Raw genomic sequence first — 14,178 nt, 5'->3', positions numbered from 1 at the left:
GCATGAACACTTTTTTTAAGCTTACCGCCGTCGCCGGCCTGCTGCTGATGGCGGGTCAGGCGTTGGCCGTGGATGACATTACCCGTCCTGACCAGATCCCGGTTCTCAAAGAAGAACCGCAGCATGCCACCGTTAGCGAGCGGGTGACCTCACGGTTCACCCGTTCTCACTATCGTCAGTTCGATCTTAACGAAGCCTTCTCCGCCAAAATCTTCGATCGCTACCTCAATCTGCTCGATTACAGCCATAACGTGCTGCTGGCGAGCGACATCGAGAAATTCGCGAAAAAAAAAGGGGAGATCGGCGATGAGCTGCGTAGCGGCAAGCTCGATGTGTTTTACGATCTCTATAATCTGGCACAGCAGCGCCGTTTCGAGCGTTATCAGTACGCGCTGAAAGTGCTGGAAAGACCGATGGATTTCACCGGTAACGATACGTTTGATATCGATCGCAGCAAGGCACCCTGGCCTTCCAGCGAGGCGGAGCTGAATAAGCTCTGGGACGGCAAAGTCAAATATGACGAGCTGAGCCTGAAGCTGACCGGTAAAACCGATGCGGAAATCCGCGAAACGCTGACCAAGCGTTATAAGTTCGCGATTCGCCGCCTGGCGCAAACCAACAGCGAAGATGTGTTCTCGCTGGCGATGACCGCCTTCGCGCACGAAATCGACCCGCATACCAACTATCTCTCACCGCGCAGCACCGAGCAGTTCAACACCGAAATGAGCCTCTCGCTTGAGGGCATCGGTGCCGTTCTGCAAATGGATGATGACTATACCGTCATTAATTCTATGGTGGCGGGCGGCCCGGCGGCCAAAAGCAAGGCGATTAGCGTTGGCGATCGCATCGTCGGCGTAGGCCAGGTGGGCCAGCAGATGCAGGATGTCATCGGCTGGCGTCTTGATGACGTCGTCGCGCTCATCAAAGGGCCGAAGGGCAGCAAAGTGCGTCTTGAAATTTTGCCTGCCGGTAAAGGCACCAAAACCCGCATTGTGACGCTGACGCGCGAGCGCATTCGTCTTGAAGATCGCGCCGTGAAGATGTCGGTGAAAAATGTCGGTAAAGAAAAAATCGGCGTGCTGGATATTCCTGGCTTCTATGTTGGCCTGACCGATGACGTGAAAGTGCAGCTCCAGAAGCTTGAGAAGCAGAACGTCGCGGGTGTCATCATCGATCTGCGTTCCAACGGCGGCGGTGCGTTGACGGAAGCGGTATCGCTCTCCGGTCTGTTTATTCCGTCCGGCCCGGTCGTGCAGGTGCGTGATAACAACGGCAAGGTCCGTGAAGATCGCGATACCGACGGTGTGGTCTATTACAAAGGCCCGCTGGTGGTGATGGTCGACCGTTTCAGCGCCTCGGCGTCTGAGATTTTCGCCGCCGCCATGCAGGATTACGGCCGTGCGCTGATTGTCGGCGAGCCAACCTTCGGGAAAGGCACCGTGCAGCAGTACCGTTCACTGAACCGTATTTACGATCAGATGCTGCGCCCGGAATGGCCAGCGCTGGGTTCCGTGCAGTACACCATCCAGAAATTCTACCGCGTCAATGGCGGCAGTACCCAGCGTAAAGGGGTCACGCCAGATATCATCATGCCAACCGGCAATGAAGAGACGGAAACCGGCGAGAAATTCGAGGATAACGCGCTGCCGTGGGATAGCATCAACGCCGCCACGTATGAAAAATCTGGCGACCTGAAGCCGTTCGGCCCTGAGCTTTTGAAAGATCACAACGACCGTATCGCGAAAGATCCGGAGTTCCAGTACATCATCAAGGATATTGCTCGTTACAACGCGATGAAAGATAAGCGCAACATTGTGTCGCTTAACCTTGCTCAGCGTGAAAAAGAGAACCATGAGGATGACGCAACCCGACTGGCGCGTATTAACGACCGTCTGAAGCGTGCCGGCAAACCGCCGCTGGCGAAGCTCGAGGATCTGCCGAAGGATTATCAGGAGCCCGATCCGTATCTCGATGAAACGGTGCATATCGCTCTTGACCTGGCGAAGATGACCAAAGAGAAAACGGCTCAGCCCGCTGACTCTCAGAAGTAAAATCCCCAACCGGCGTCCTCTGAGGCGCCGGTTTTTTATGTCGTGTTAATCCCCCGTCAGTGAAATGCTACAAAATGTAAAGTTTCGTATTTTTAGGGACTTGCCAGCCGTTGATGCTTGAAAACGGCGCGCGCGCCCCTACGATGTGTGTAATCGCATAATGCGTATTGTGAAACCGAGGTAAAAAGAAAATTATGATGCGAATTGCGCTTTTCCTGTTGACTAACCTGGCCGTTATGGTGGTGTTCGGTCTGGTGCTCAGCCTGACAGGGATCCAGTCAAGCAGCGTGACGGGCCTTCTGATCATGGCGCTGCTGTTTGGTTTTGGCGGCTCGATCGTTTCGCTGCTGATGTCCAAATGGATGGCGCTGAAATCGGTGGGTGGTGAAGTTATCGAAGCGCCGCGTAATGAAACAGAACGCTGGCTGATGGATACCGTGGCGCAGCAGTCGCGCCAGGCGGGTATCGCGATGCCGCAGGTGGCTATCTATCACGCGCCGGATATCAACGCCTTCGCAACAGGCGCTCGCCGCGATGCCTCGCTGGTAGCGGTAAGTACCGGCCTGTTGCAGAACATGAGCCGTGATGAAGCGGAAGCGGTTATCGCGCATGAAATCAGCCACATCGCCAACGGCGACATGGTCACTATGACCTTGATTCAGGGTGTGGTGAACACCTTTGTGATTTTCATTTCGCGCATCATTGCGCAGGTGGCGGCTGGTTTCCTCGGCGGCAACCGCGATGAAGGCGAAGAGAGCAACGGCAACCCGCTGATTTACTTCGCGGTCGCGACCGTGCTGGAACTGGTATTCGGTATCCTCGCGAGCATTATCACCATGTGGTTCTCGCGCTACCGCGAATTCCACGCTGACGCAGGCTCCGCTAAACTGGTGGGACGCGAGAAAATGATCGCCGCACTCCAGCGTCTGAAAACCAGCTATGAGCCGCAGGAAGCGAGCAGCATGATGGCGTTCTGCATCAATGGTAAATCAAAATCGCTGAGTGAACTGTTCATGACGCACCCGCCACTCGATAAACGTATCGAAGCGCTGCGTAGCGGCGAATACCTGAAATAATCGCGTAAGCGATAGAAGACGAAAGCGCGCCTCGTGGCGCGCTTTTTTTTGGCGGTGCGGGCAGGGCGCTTTCGAGTGGTACGTTCATCTTAAGCGTTTGATCTGGTGCGAAAGATATATCCTGCGACCCAATGCGGTTGGATGTCGCAGATTTATCATGTGCGCGCACAGATTCATTGCGGCACCGGCGCGCGGAATTTATAATAAAAACCGGTTCTGATTTTTATAAAACAAATGCGATCGAGGTGATCAATGGCAATCGCAGAATTAGATAAACAGCCTGACTCCGTCTCTTCGGTGCTCAAGGTCTTTGGTATCTTGCAGGCGTTGGGTGAAGAGCGCGAAATTGGTATCACCGAATTGTCGCAGCGCGTCATGATGTCAAAAAGCACCGTTTACCGCTTTTTGCAGACGATGAAATCACTGGGTTATGTGGCTCAGGAAGGCGAGTCGGAAAAATATTCTCTGACACTCAAGCTCTTTGAGCTTGGCGCGCGCGCATTGCAGAATGTCGATCTCATCCGTAGCGCAGATATCCAGATGCGTGAACTGTCGCGCCTGACAAAAGAGACCATTCACCTGGGCGCGCTGGATGAAGACAGCATTGTCTACATCCATAAAATCGACTCGATGTATAACCTGCGCATGTATTCGCGCATCGGTCGTCGTAACCCGCTCTACAGTACCGCTATCGGTAAAGTGCTGCTGGCCTGGCGCGACCGCGATGAAGTTCGACAGATCCTCGAAGGCGTCGAGTATAAGCGCAGTACCGATCGCACTATTGTCTCTACCGACGCGCTGCTGCCGGTACTGGATCAGGTTCGCGAGCAGGGATACGGCGAAGATAACGAAGAGCAGGAAGAAGGGCTGCGCTGCATCGCGGTGCCGGTATTCGACCGCTTTGGCGTGGTGATCGCGGGGCTGAGTATCTCTTTCCCGACCCTGCGTTTCTCCGAAGAACGCCTGCACGAGTATGTTGAGATCCTGCATACCGCCGCGCGGAAAATTTCCGCACAGATGGGGTATAACAATTATCCGTTCTGACAGACCCGTTCTGATGAAAAGCCGCAGCGAGCCTGCGGCTTTTTACTGCGTCTGATTAACCGTTGTCCACGACGGTTTCGCTTTTGCGCAGTACCGGACAGGCGGTAATGCCGATAAGTCCGCTGTCAGAATGAATGAACTGTGTGCTCACTACCTGTCTTGCCGTCAGGTAGCGACACTGTAATCCCAGTCCTGCAGCGTTCTCATGGCTACCAATTAATATCCCATAACCGCTGAAAAGCAGCGCAACCCAGGCCACCACTAAAAGTGCGGCAATACGAATCAAATAGCGCATTACGGCTCCGTTTGTTAACGTTCAGGCGTACAGCCTGCCGTGGCTGCCGCTGCGTTACAAGGAGAGGATTCCGTATTCCGTGAGTTAACGTTACAGTGATATTTGGTTTAAGGTTTCCGTGATAATTTGGCCCCGTAGATGCCGTAACGGAGAAGGTAGTGAAAAAATTCAGATGGGCTATTTTGCTGGCCGTGCTGGTGGCCTGTTTATTGTTGTGGATGCAGACGCTCAATGTGATGTGCGATCAGGACGTTCAGTTTTTCAGCGGCATTTGTACTATCAATAAGTTCATTCCCTGGTAACGCGTCACTCAGGCGATGCCCTTGCGCCGCCGCGGTGGTAAGATAGCGCGTTTCCCTGAGGTGGTTAGCATGAACGACATTATCAATTCTGGTGCTTTAAATTTCGCCGCCCTGGCGATTTCTCTCTTTGGTGCCATCGTGGCGCTGGTGGCCTGGTTCTTTATCAATCGTGCAAGCGTGCGCGCAAACCAGCAGGTCGAACTGTTGGAAGCGCTGCTTGAACAGGAAAAGCGTCAGACCGCACTGTTGCGTCGTCTGTGTGAGGCGAACGAGCCGGAGGCGCAGACGCCTGCGGCATCTGCTGACGCAACACAGGATGACGATGACGGTTTCGTCCGCCTTGTGGCTGAACGTTAACCATCAACGCCCGGAGGTGATGGGCATGGTCTGGAAGAACCCCTGGTACGACCCTACAAAAGCGCATCACCGCCCGGACGGGTTTTGCAACACGCGTGAAGTCGGGCATCAGCCCGGCGATTTGCGCCGCTGGCAGAACGAACGTAAAGCCGAGGGGCTGCCGCATCCGCCTGCTGGCGGGTACGACGCGTTTATCCGCCAGTGGTGGCAGCCTGCAGTTATTGACGGCGACGAAGACGGCGTCTGGTGGCTCGGCCATGCCACGCTGCTGCTGCGTCTTAACGGTCGCTATTTGCTCACCGATCCGCTTTTCTCCCGCCGGGCTTCGCCCGTGAATTTCTATGGCCCCGTTCGTAAAACGCCGCTACCGCTGGAGCTTGCCCGCCTGCCGCGCATCGACGCGGTGCTGATTTCCCATAATCATTACGATCATCTGGACAACAGCACGGTCCGCCGCCTTGCGAAACGTTTTCCTGATGCGGCGTTTTTTGTGCCGCTGGGGCTGAAGGCATGGTTTGTGAAACGCGGCATCCGCAACGTCACAGAACTTGACTGGTGGGGCACTCAGTCTCTGGAAGGGCTGAACATCACTGCCGTTCCGGCACAGCACTGGAGCATGCGCACACCGTGGGACCGAAACCGCTCGCTATGGTGCGGCTGGGTGATTGAAAGCGCTACGCAGCGTTTCTGGTTTAGCGGTGACAGCGGTTATACGCCTGAACTGCTTGAAATCCCGCGCCGCCTCGGGCCGCTCACGGGCGCGGCCATTCCCATTGGTGCCTACGCGCCGCGCTGGTTTATGGCGCCGCATCATATGGATCCGCAACAGGCGGTCGGACTCTGGCAGGATACAGGTCGCCCGCTTGCCATTCCTATACATTGGGGCGTGTTTGAACTGGCTGATGAATCGCTGGATACGCCGCCTGCCGAGCTGATAAACGCGCTTGCTGAACGTGGCGAAAAAGCGGAAATGTTTGCGCCGCGCCGTATCGGGCAATATTTATTGCTGGCTGCAAATAAACGCTGATTAAGAATATATCTGATTGGTTATATTTGCTTCTGTCAGGATGATTTATTAAACGCTTTGCTTATTCCCGCTGCCTCTTTTTGAGGCAACTTTCATTAAAATGTCATTATTTTGGTGCAGGAGAAAATTGGCTTGTACAATTTCTTTTGATTTGTACATTATTTACTGCCTTCAGGCTGTAATAAAGCCTCGTTAAAATGAAGTTTAACCACATTTATGAATAAGCTTTTGCAGAAATAATAACAGCGCGAAAAATAATGCCTGTGCTTTCCCGCGTCGCCTGGACGAACCGAAGTTATTGAGCTACTGTTAAAAAGTGCATTCTGGCTTTATACCAGATACCGGGCGGTGAAGTGACCCTTACAGGGCTTCGCGGGCCCATTCTGTGCTTTATTGTCAGGGACATAGCGTTCTGTTGAGGAATCTGTGCGACAGATCGTGCAGCGTATAAAAATGGCTTGCCATTGTTTACGTTGTGTGTGATAACAAGTTTTGGGTTAAACGAGGTACAGTTCTGTTTATGTGTGGCATTTTCAGTAAAGAAGTCCTGAGTAAACACGTTGTCGTTGAATACCGCTTCTCTGCCGAACCTTATTTTAGTGCCTCAAGCAGTAATGTCTCAGTTTTATCTAAGTCAGCGCCCGCGGGCGAACAAAACAATTGAAGGAATTTGCGAAATGGCAAAGATTAAAGGTCAAGTTAAGTGGTTCAACGAATCTAAAGGTTTTGGTTTCATTACTCCTGCTGACGGCAGCAAAGATGTGTTCGTACACTTCTCTGCAATCCAGGGTAATGGTTTCAAAACTCTGGCCGAAGGCCAGAACGTTGAGTTCGAGATTCAGGACGGCCAGAAAGGTCCGGCAGCTGTTAACGTAGTTGCTATCTAATCGCACTTAAACTGACCCGGTGCCTTGTTTCACCGGCCAGCTATTTTAAAGTCCCGCCCACTGGCGGGGCTTTTTCATGTCTGAGGCGCATCAGCGTTTCCCCGACTGCCGAATCACGTTAAACTTCGCGTTTTGCGCTGTTTCGGAGTCCGCATGTCTTTTATTTGCCCCCTTTGCCATTTGCCGCTGGAGCCGCAGGCCAAAAGCTTTCGCTGTGCCAGTCATCATCAGTTTGATATTGCAAAGGAAGGGTACGTGAATCTTCTTCCGGTGCAGCATAAGCGCTCGCGGGATCCGGGCGACAGTACCGAAATGATGCAGGCGCGCCGCGCGTTTCTCGATGCCGGTCACTACGCGCCGCTTCGCGAGCGCACCGCACAATTGTTGAATGAGCGCCTGCCGCAAAGCGGTGCCACGCTGCTGGATATTGGCTGCGGAGAAGGGTATTACACCAGCGCGTTTGCCGCGCTCACGACCACCCACGGCGGGCAGAGTTTTGGGCTTGATGTATCAAAAAGCGCCATCCGTTTTGCCGCGAAGCGTTATACGGATATCTCGTTTTGCGTCGCCTCCAGCCACCGGTTGCCGTTCCCGAATGCCTTTTTCGATGCGGTGGTGCGCATTTACGCGCCCTGCAAGGCCGAAGAGCTGGCGCGTGTGGTCAAACCCGGTGGCGTGGTGGTGACCGTCACGCCTGGCCCGCGTCATCTTATCCAGCTCAAAGGGCTTATTTATGATGAAGTGCGGCTGCATGCGCCGAATGAAGAATCGCTGCCCGGCTTTGCGCTCGCCGAAGAACAGGCGTTACGCTATGAGATGTGCCTGAATGGCGAAGAGGCGACGACGCTTTTACAGATGACGCCTTTCGCCTGGCGCGCCCGCCCGGAAGTATGGGCGGCGCTAAAAGAACAAACGGCGTTTGACTGTGAAACCGATTTTTGCCTGCGCGTCTGGCAGCGCGAGGCTTAACCCGCGAAATGGCTCCAGAGGATCTGGCAGCCGATACCGATAAGCACGACACCGCCCAGAATTTCCGCCCGCTTGCCAAGCAGCGGGCCGATAAAGCGGCCTACCATCATACCGAGCGTTGACATGATCAGCGTGGCGCAGCCGATGGCGAGCGCGGTTTTAATAATATCTACCTGCAGGAAGGCGAGTCCGACGCCAACTGCCATCGCGTCAAGGCTGGTGGCAAATGCGGTAGTCACCAGCAACCAGAAGCTGTGACGGCGAATTTTCTCGGGTGCTTCCTCACAGCCGCGCACGCCTTCAATAATCATTCTGCCCCCAAGAAACACCAGCAGCACAAACGCTATCCAGTGGTTCCAGGTCAGCACAAACTGTGTAGCGAGAAGGCCGAGCAACCAGCCAACCAGTGGCGTAATCGCTTCGATAACGCCAAAGATCAGCCCCGTGCGCAGCGCTTCAGAAAATTTGGGTTTATGGAGTGTGGCGCCTTTGCCGATGGAGGCCGCGAATGCGTCCATGGACATGCCGAAGGCGAGAAGCAGAGTTGCGGAAAGATTCATTGCACAGTCCTGACCGGGATCACCATATACACGCCGTCCGCCCCCAGTAAAAAGCGGCCGCGTGCCTATGGTCTCGCCTGACTGAAAGGGCTTCAGTCCGTACGCACCACGTTTTGCAACGAGTATGTTGATGCGTACATTTCCTTAAGGAAATTGGCTACTCCCCAATGACGGGCGCAACCTTACCATATTCCAGACGGCAAAGACAATAACTGGAGAATAACCTTTTGGTTATAAATGAGAATGGTTTTCGCTTAATGACAGGACGTGAACATCTTGTTAAGAATTAAGGCAAGGAACCGGGCAAAAATATAGCACGGGCTATAAGCATGGTTATTTTTTATTCGCAAAAATAGCCTGTGCTATATTTTTAATTTATTGATTATTAACCATAAAATGATAAATTCTCTCAAGATCGTCGATATTCTTTACCCGGATAAGCAAGCGACGTTTATCTAATTGCATCACCAGCACGCCGTCTTCCGATAAATTCATCGCTTTAATGTGGTTATATTTCACCCAGCCGCCAGCAAAGAAAAAGCCTTCACGCTTGAAGCGTATTTGCGGCTCTCTGATCCAGAAAAGATAAATGGCGAGTAATCCCAGCGCGCCCAACAGCCAGGTCGTGAGCAGGGCACCGTGCGATGCCACATTCTGCCAGATAAGGATGGCGACCAGACCGGTGAAAATCAGGCTGTCAGCACGTCCGCGTTTGAGCAAGGGCACACGCAGCAGCGTTTTCCCGTGTCGACGTTCAGTGCCCCACTGGTCATAAATGGCCCATCCCAGCAGCGCGATAATAAAAATGACCAGAACTCCATCAGTCAACGTCATGCCGTCTCCCTTAAATAAAAAAGCCGGGAGCCGCTGGCCCCCGGCGTATGATATTAACCGTTACTGGCCGAGCAGGCCGACCGCGTAACCGGCGATACCAATCACAAAGAACCCCACGATAATCCACAACGGGTTCACTTTTTTACGCAGCAACCACATGCAGGCGAAGGTCAGCAGCAGCGGCACCAGGCCCGGCATTAACTGATCAAGGATCGTCTGCACCGTCGTGACTTTTTCCGCGCCGTTCTGGTCGGTAACACGCGATACCACCAACGGAATGTTTACGTGCGTCCATTTGTTAACCAGCGCCCCCATCACAAACAGGCCGAGAATAGACGCCCCCTCGGTCAGTTTTTGCAGGAAGCCGCCGCCCATATCTTTCACGATATCGACGCCTTTGCGGTAGCCATACGCCACGCCGTAGTAACGTGTGGCAAGACGCACCAGGTTAAACAGCACAAAGAACAGCAGCGGGCCGAGCAGGCTGCCGCTCATGGCGATGCCCGCGCCAAGTGCCGCGAATACCGGCCGCACGGTGCCCCAGAAAATCGGGTCGCCGACGCCCGCGAGCGGACCCATCAGGCCCACTTTGATACCGTTAATCGCGCCGTCGTCGATCTCCGCGCCGTTCGCGCGTTGCTCTTCCATCGCCAGCGTCACGCCGAGCACTGGCGCTGCCACATACGGATGCGTGTTAAAAAACTCCAGATGGCGTTTAATCGCCTGGCGACGCGCTTCGTTATTCTCCGGATAAAGGCGACGGATCGCCGGCACCATTGAGAAGCAGAAGCCAAGCGCCTGCATACGTTCAAAGTTCCACGATCCCTGGAAGAGGTTAGAGCGGATAAACACGCCGCGAACATCGCCCGGGGTCAGTTTTTTCTCACCAGTTGTTTTCGTCATATCAACCATGTCGCTCACCTGTTAATCCAGTTCGTTATCAAGATCGTTCGCGCCAGCAGTTTGCGCGGGTGCCGCTGCGGAGCGGTTATATTTCGGGCTCAGTTGGATATAGAGCACCGCCATAACAGCCCCGATAACGCCCAGCGCCACGAGGTTGAAGTTGGTGAACGCGGCGGTAACGAAACCGAGGTAGAAGAACGGCATCAGGTAGCCCGCGCGCATCATGTTGATGACCATCGCATAACCGACCACCACAATCATGCCGCCCGCGATGTTAAGGCCGCCGGTCACGACTTCCGGGATAGCGCTAAGCATACTCTGCACTTCGCTGGTGCCGACGGAAATCGCCACGATGACGGCCGGAATAGCGATACGCATTGCCTGTAAGAAGAGGGATGAGACGTGGATCCAGGATAGCGCGGTGAGGTTGCCGTTTTGCGCCGCCTTATCCGCCGCATGCTGGAAACCGACGGTAATAGTACGCACGATGATGGTCAGTACCTGGCCTGCCGCGGCCAGCGGGATAGCCAGCGCGATACCGGCGCCAATGCTCTGGTGCCCGGCGATAACCAGAATGGTTGAGATAATCGACGCCAGCGCGGCGTCAGGCGCCACGGCGGCACCGATGTTCATCCAGCCGAGCGCTATCATTTCCAGCGTACCGCCGATGATAATACCGGTTTTCATATCCCCCAGTACGGCCCCGACCAGGGTACAGGCCACCAGCGGGCGGTGGAACTGAAATTCATCGAGCACCGATTCCATACCCGCGATACAGGCGACGATGAACACCAGCACAATCTGAAGAGTGGTAATCTCCATTGTACTTCTCCTGTGATATCAAACTTACGTGTAAACACTGAGTAATCGTGGATCCGCAATACCGCTATTTCGCAGCTTTGCTGAGTAAATCCATCATTTTTAAACGGGGATCGTTTGAGACTTTACGCACTTCCAGTTCAATGCCGCGCGCGTTGAGTTTCTTAAAGGCCTCGATATCTTTCTCATCGACAGACACCGCGTTGTTCACCTGGGTTTTGCCCTGGCGATAGGCCATTCCACCGATATTGACAGAGGTGATTTTGACGCCGCCTTCCACGATGCGCTCAACATCGGTTGGGTTGGTAAACAGCAGCATCACGCGTTCGCCCGCATATTTCGGGTTGTTGTAAACGCGGATCATTTTGGCGACATCCACCACATGCGCGGTGACGCCAGGCGGAGCCACCTGAGTGAGCAGCGTTTTGCGCACGTTGTCGGCGGCGACTTCATCGCTCACCACGATAATGCGCGAAACGTTGGTCTCTTTGGTCCAGCGGGTGGCGACCTGGCCGTGGATCAGACGGTCGTCGATACGGGCAAGGCCGATGACCATATAGTCGTTCGGGCCCATGGGTTTAACAGGCGCCGCCGCTTTCGCGGCAGGTGCAGCGGGTGCCGCTTTTTCGGCGGGTTTGGCTTTCAGGGCTTTTACGCCTTCGCGGCCCGTTTCAACGGCAATCGCGACCAGCTCATCGAAAGCCGGATCGTCATCGCGCGCCATTAAGGTTTCTACAAGCATCGGGATGTTCACCCCGGCGACGACTTCATAGTGGGGCTTATCCACGACAATGCGGCTCGCCGCGTTGAACGGACTGCCGCCCCAGGTATCGACCAGAAAGACAACGCCTTTGCTGGTGTCCAGTTTTTCGAGCTGTGCGTTATATTTTTCGATCAAGGTTTCCGCATTTTCGCCGGGAACGAAATCGATCCAACCGACATTCTCCTGCTCACCCAACAGCATTTCCGCTGTTTTGAGCAGTTGTTCGGCCGCCCAGCCATGCGTGCCTATGACAATAGCAATGGTCACTTGCTACCTCCGTGGTTATTGTCAATGCCCTTACAGGCACCGCTAACAGTGATTCGCTTATCGAATCGATTCAGATAAGGATTTGTAAGCTTTCAGAACCTAAGCACGATTTATTTTAGAAGGCGAAAAAATAATGTATGTGATGAGCGTCAGTAATTTTGCCATCAAAACAAGGCATTCGGCGTATGCGCAAAATATGCGCGTTTTTTATGTCAGACCGATTGCAAATTCTGGTAAATCTTTGCCAAAGGCTATTACGCTTTGTTAATGTAGATTTCCGATTAACTAACAGGAGTAGCGGGCAGCAGCCCACCGTATGGACCGTCACCGACGTCTTTTCTTTACCAGGCTTTCATCAGCCGTCATCTCACAAGGCTTTCGCCTTAACTCTCTGATAAACCATGTCAAAGCGCCCGACATCGTTGGGGTGCCGTTTAGTCATTCCTTGCGCAGGAGCCTGTTATGGAATTCTTAATGGACCCCTCGATTTGGGTGGGCTTAGCAACGCTTGTGGTGCTGGAGATTGTTCTTGGCATCGACAACCTGGTGTTTATCGCCATTCTCGCGGACAAACTGCCGCCAAAGCAGCGCGATAAAGCACGTCTGATAGGTTTATCCCTGGCGCTGGTAATGCGTCTGGGGCTGTTGTCGTTGATCTCGTGGATGGTGACGCTCACCCGTCCGCTTTTCAGCGTGTGGGAGTTAAGTTTCTCCGGCCGCGATCTGATCATGCTTTTTGGGGGTCTGTTCCTCTTGTTTAAGGCGACGACAGAACTCCATGAGCGGCTGGAAAACCGCCAGCATAATGACAGTCACGGTAAAGGCTACGCCAGCTTCTGGGTCGTGGTGGCGCAGATTGTGGTGCTGGACGCCGTCTTCTCGCTGGATGCCGTGATCACGGCGGTGGGTATGGTGAACCATCTGCCGGTGATGATGGCCGCGGTGGTGATTGCAATGGGCGTGATGCTCCTCGCCTCGAAGCCGTTGACCAACTTCGTTAACGCGCATCCGACGGTCGTGGTGCTCTGTCTGAGCTTCCTGCTCATGATCGGCCTGAGTCTGGTGGCGGAAGGTTTCGGTTTCCATATTCCGAAAGGCTACCTCTACGCGGCGATTGGCTTCTCTATCATCATTGAGTTCTTCAACCAGATTGCGCGCCGCAACTTCCTGAAGCACCAGTCGAACCTGCCGCTGCGCGCACGCACGGCGGAGGCGATTCTGCGTCTGATGGGCAACCGTCGTCGCCCGGCCCCGGTCAGCGAAACCGAGCATCACACCGTGGTGCCGGTGCATGACGAGGCGTTTGCCGAAGAAGAGCGGTACATGATTAACGGCGTGCTGACGCTGGCGTCCCGCTCGCTTCGCAGCATCATGACGCCGCGTGGCGAGATAAGCTGGGTGGACGCCAACCGCAGCGTGGATGAAATTCGCGAGCAGTTATTATCGTCGCCGCACAGCCTGTTTCCGGTGTGTCGCGGTGAGCTTGATGAAATCATCGGCGTGGTGCGCGCGAAAGAACTGCTGATGGCGCTGGAAGAGGGCGTTGACGTCGCGGCTATTGCCTCGGCGACCCCGGTGATTGTGGTGCCGGAAACGCTGGACCCGATCAACCTGCTCGGCGTGCTGCGCCGTGCTCGCGGCAGCTTTGTTATCGTCAATAACGAGTTTGGCGTGGTGCAGGGGCTCGTCACGCCGCTGGACGTGCTGGAGGCGATTGCCGGAGAATTCCCGGATGCCGACGAAACGCCGGAAATCGTTCACGACGGCGACGGCTGGCTGGTGAAAGGCTCGACCGATCTCCACGCGCTGCAACAGACGCTGGACCTTCCGTCACTGGTCAATGACGAAGAGGATATCGCGACGGTCGCCGGGCTGGTCATCGCCATTAACGGGCAGATCCCGCGCGTGGGCGACGAGCTGGCGATGCCGCCGCTGCGTATCACGATTGTTGAGGCGAACGCCTACCGTGTCGATCTTGTGCGCGTGGTGAAAGACACGCCAGCGCACGACGAAGAAGAGTAACG

At 54.5% G+C, this 14,178-nt stretch carries 16 protein-coding genes and 1 riboswitch; of the genes, 10 read left to right on the top strand and 6 right to left on the bottom strand.

The features are described 5' to 3' along the window. The first annotated feature begins 2 nt into the window (after window positions 1-2). From prc to kdgR, 3 genes are all read left to right on the top strand, one after another. The gene (gene prc, locus G9X48_RS07085; RefSeq protein ID WP_007868584.1) at window positions 3-2,051 is read left to right on the top strand and encodes a carboxy terminal-processing peptidase; all 2,049 of its coding nucleotides are present in this window, start codon (window positions 3-5) and stop codon (window positions 2,049-2,051) included. A gap of 194 nt (window positions 2,052-2,245) precedes the next feature. After that, window positions 2,246-3,127 (top strand): protease HtpX, encoded by an 882-nt coding sequence (gene htpX, locus G9X48_RS07080; protein ID WP_004386682.1) that lies wholly within the window; start codon window positions 2,246-2,248, stop codon window positions 3,125-3,127. A 252-nt stretch (window positions 3,128-3,379) separates the two neighbouring features. After that, the gene (gene kdgR, locus G9X48_RS07075; protein WP_014728651.1) at window positions 3,380-4,171 is read left to right on the top strand and encodes a DNA-binding transcriptional regulator KdgR; all 792 of its coding nucleotides are present in this window, start codon (window positions 3,380-3,382) and stop codon (window positions 4,169-4,171) included. Between the two features lie 55 nt (window positions 4,172-4,226). Here kdgR and G9X48_RS07070 read toward each other — a convergent pair whose 3' ends face one another. Further along, window positions 4,227-4,466, bottom strand: a complete 240-nt coding sequence (locus G9X48_RS07070; RefSeq protein WP_004386684.1) for a YobH family protein — start codon at window positions 4,464-4,466, stop codon at window positions 4,227-4,229. 158 nt (window positions 4,467-4,624) lie between these two features. Here G9X48_RS07070 and mgrB point away from each other — a divergent pair, with 158 nt between their 5' ends. From mgrB to rlmA, 6 genes are all read left to right on the top strand, one after another. Beyond that, window positions 4,625-4,768, top strand: a complete 144-nt coding sequence (gene mgrB, locus G9X48_RS07065; RefSeq protein WP_004386685.1) for a PhoP/PhoQ regulator MgrB — start codon at window positions 4,625-4,627, stop codon at window positions 4,766-4,768. A gap of 69 nt (window positions 4,769-4,837) precedes the next feature. Continuing rightward, on the top strand, window positions 4,838-5,125 hold the full coding sequence (locus tag G9X48_RS07060; RefSeq protein ID WP_004386686.1) for a YebO family protein: 288 nt from the start codon (window positions 4,838-4,840) through the stop codon (window positions 5,123-5,125). Window positions 5,126-5,144: 19 nt separating this feature from the next. Next, a complete protein-coding gene (locus G9X48_RS07055) occupies window positions 5,145-6,152 on the top strand; it encodes an MBL fold metallo-hydrolase (RefSeq protein ID WP_097641345.1) in 1,008 nt (335 codons plus the stop codon). 520 nt (window positions 6,153-6,672) lie between these two features. After that, window positions 6,673-6,816, top strand: a complete 144-nt coding sequence (locus G9X48_RS07050) for a DUF2627 domain-containing protein (protein WP_007698789.1) — start codon at window positions 6,673-6,675, stop codon at window positions 6,814-6,816. Window positions 6,817-6,829: 13 nt separating this feature from the next. Continuing rightward, window positions 6,830-7,039, top strand: coding sequence for a transcription antiterminator/RNA stability regulator CspE (gene cspE, locus G9X48_RS07045; RefSeq protein ID WP_004386688.1), 210 nt, complete (start codon window positions 6,830-6,832; stop codon window positions 7,037-7,039). A 153-nt stretch (window positions 7,040-7,192) separates the two neighbouring features. Beyond that, the gene (gene rlmA / locus G9X48_RS07040; protein ID WP_097641321.1) at window positions 7,193-8,008 is read left to right on the top strand and encodes a 23S rRNA (guanine(745)-N(1))-methyltransferase; all 816 of its coding nucleotides are present in this window, start codon (window positions 7,193-7,195) and stop codon (window positions 8,006-8,008) included. On the opposite strand, the gene mntP is transcribed toward rlmA, so the two are convergent. The 5 genes from mntP to manX form a co-directional block, all read right to left on the bottom strand. After that, window positions 8,005-8,568 (bottom strand): manganese efflux pump MntP, encoded by a 564-nt coding sequence (mntP, locus tag G9X48_RS07035; protein ID WP_007868564.1) that lies wholly within the window; start codon window positions 8,566-8,568, stop codon window positions 8,005-8,007. The two genes, rlmA and mntP, sit on opposite strands and share 4 nt — an antisense overlap. A gap of 5 nt (window positions 8,569-8,573) precedes the next feature. Beyond that, window positions 8,574-8,746, bottom strand: a riboswitch (yybP-ykoY riboswitch). Window positions 8,747-8,943: 197 nt separating this feature from the next. Further along, window positions 8,944-9,402, bottom strand: a complete 459-nt coding sequence (locus G9X48_RS07030) for a DUF986 family protein (RefSeq protein WP_007888034.1) — start codon at window positions 9,400-9,402, stop codon at window positions 8,944-8,946. A 60-nt stretch (window positions 9,403-9,462) separates the two neighbouring features. Further along, the gene (locus G9X48_RS07025; protein WP_097641322.1) at window positions 9,463-10,314 is read right to left on the bottom strand and encodes a PTS mannose transporter subunit IID; all 852 of its coding nucleotides are present in this window, start codon (window positions 10,312-10,314) and stop codon (window positions 9,463-9,465) included. Window positions 10,315-10,326: 12 nt separating this feature from the next. Next, window positions 10,327-11,127, bottom strand: a complete 801-nt coding sequence (locus tag G9X48_RS07020; protein ID WP_004386694.1) for a PTS mannose/fructose/sorbose transporter subunit IIC — start codon at window positions 11,125-11,127, stop codon at window positions 10,327-10,329. 64 nt (window positions 11,128-11,191) lie between these two features. Then, window positions 11,192-12,154: a PTS mannose transporter subunit IIAB gene (manX, locus tag G9X48_RS07015; protein WP_097641323.1), complete on the bottom strand. Its 963-nt coding sequence runs from the start codon at window positions 12,152-12,154 to the stop codon at window positions 11,192-11,194. Window positions 12,155-12,616: 462 nt separating this feature from the next. Here manX and yoaE point away from each other — a divergent pair, with 462 nt between their 5' ends. Continuing rightward, window positions 12,617-14,176 carry a CNNM family cation transport protein YoaE gene (gene yoaE / locus G9X48_RS07010; protein WP_097641324.1) on the top strand — a complete coding sequence of 520 codons (1,560 nt, stop codon included), beginning with the start codon at window positions 12,617-12,619 and terminating at the stop codon, window positions 14,174-14,176. Window positions 14,177-14,178 lie beyond the last annotated feature (2 nt).

This window comes from Cronobacter sp. HA18006, assembly GCF_011605445.1.
Taxonomy (GTDB): domain Bacteria; phylum Pseudomonadota; class Gammaproteobacteria; order Enterobacterales; family Enterobacteriaceae; genus Cronobacter; species Cronobacter sakazakii.
The sequence above is the reverse complement of the archived record's forward strand: the minus strand, read 5'-3'. Positions and strand labels throughout refer to the sequence as shown.

Excerpts from the sequence above, each read along its gene's own strand:
- G9X48_RS07020 (WP_004386694.1), bottom strand. The coding sequence starts at position 11,127 with ATGGAGATTACCACTCTTCAGATTGTGCTGGTGTTCATCGTCGCCTGT.
- G9X48_RS07055 (WP_097641345.1), top strand. The coding sequence starts at position 5,145 with ATGGGCATGGTCTGGAAGAACCCCTGGTACGACCCTACAAAAGCGCAT.
- htpX (WP_004386682.1), top strand. The coding sequence starts at position 2,246 with ATGATGCGAATTGCGCTTTTCCTGTTGACTAACCTGGCCGTTATGGTG.
- cspE (WP_004386688.1), top strand. The coding sequence starts at position 6,830 with ATGGCAAAGATTAAAGGTCAAGTTAAGTGGTTCAACGAATCTAAAGGT.
- yoaE (WP_097641324.1), top strand. The coding sequence starts at position 12,617 with ATGGAATTCTTAATGGACCCCTCGATTTGGGTGGGCTTAGCAACGCTT.
- G9X48_RS07030 (WP_007888034.1), bottom strand. The coding sequence starts at position 9,402 with ATGACGTTGACTGATGGAGTTCTGGTCATTTTTATTATCGCGCTGCTG.
- mntP (WP_007868564.1), bottom strand. The coding sequence starts at position 8,568 with ATGAATCTTTCCGCAACTCTGCTTCTCGCCTTCGGCATGTCCATGGAC.
- G9X48_RS07060 (WP_004386686.1), top strand. The coding sequence starts at position 4,838 with ATGAACGACATTATCAATTCTGGTGCTTTAAATTTCGCCGCCCTGGCG.
- G9X48_RS07050 (WP_007698789.1), top strand. The coding sequence starts at position 6,673 with ATGTGTGGCATTTTCAGTAAAGAAGTCCTGAGTAAACACGTTGTCGTT.
- G9X48_RS07070 (WP_004386684.1), bottom strand. The coding sequence starts at position 4,466 with ATGCGCTATTTGATTCGTATTGCCGCACTTTTAGTGGTGGCCTGGGTT.
- G9X48_RS07025 (WP_097641322.1), bottom strand. The coding sequence starts at position 10,314 with ATGGTTGATATGACGAAAACAACTGGTGAGAAAAAACTGACCCCGGGC.
- rlmA (WP_097641321.1), top strand. The coding sequence starts at position 7,193 with ATGTCTTTTATTTGCCCCCTTTGCCATTTGCCGCTGGAGCCGCAGGCC.
- kdgR (WP_014728651.1), top strand. The coding sequence starts at position 3,380 with ATGGCAATCGCAGAATTAGATAAACAGCCTGACTCCGTCTCTTCGGTG.
- prc (WP_007868584.1), top strand. The coding sequence starts at position 3 with ATGAACACTTTTTTTAAGCTTACCGCCGTCGCCGGCCTGCTGCTGATG.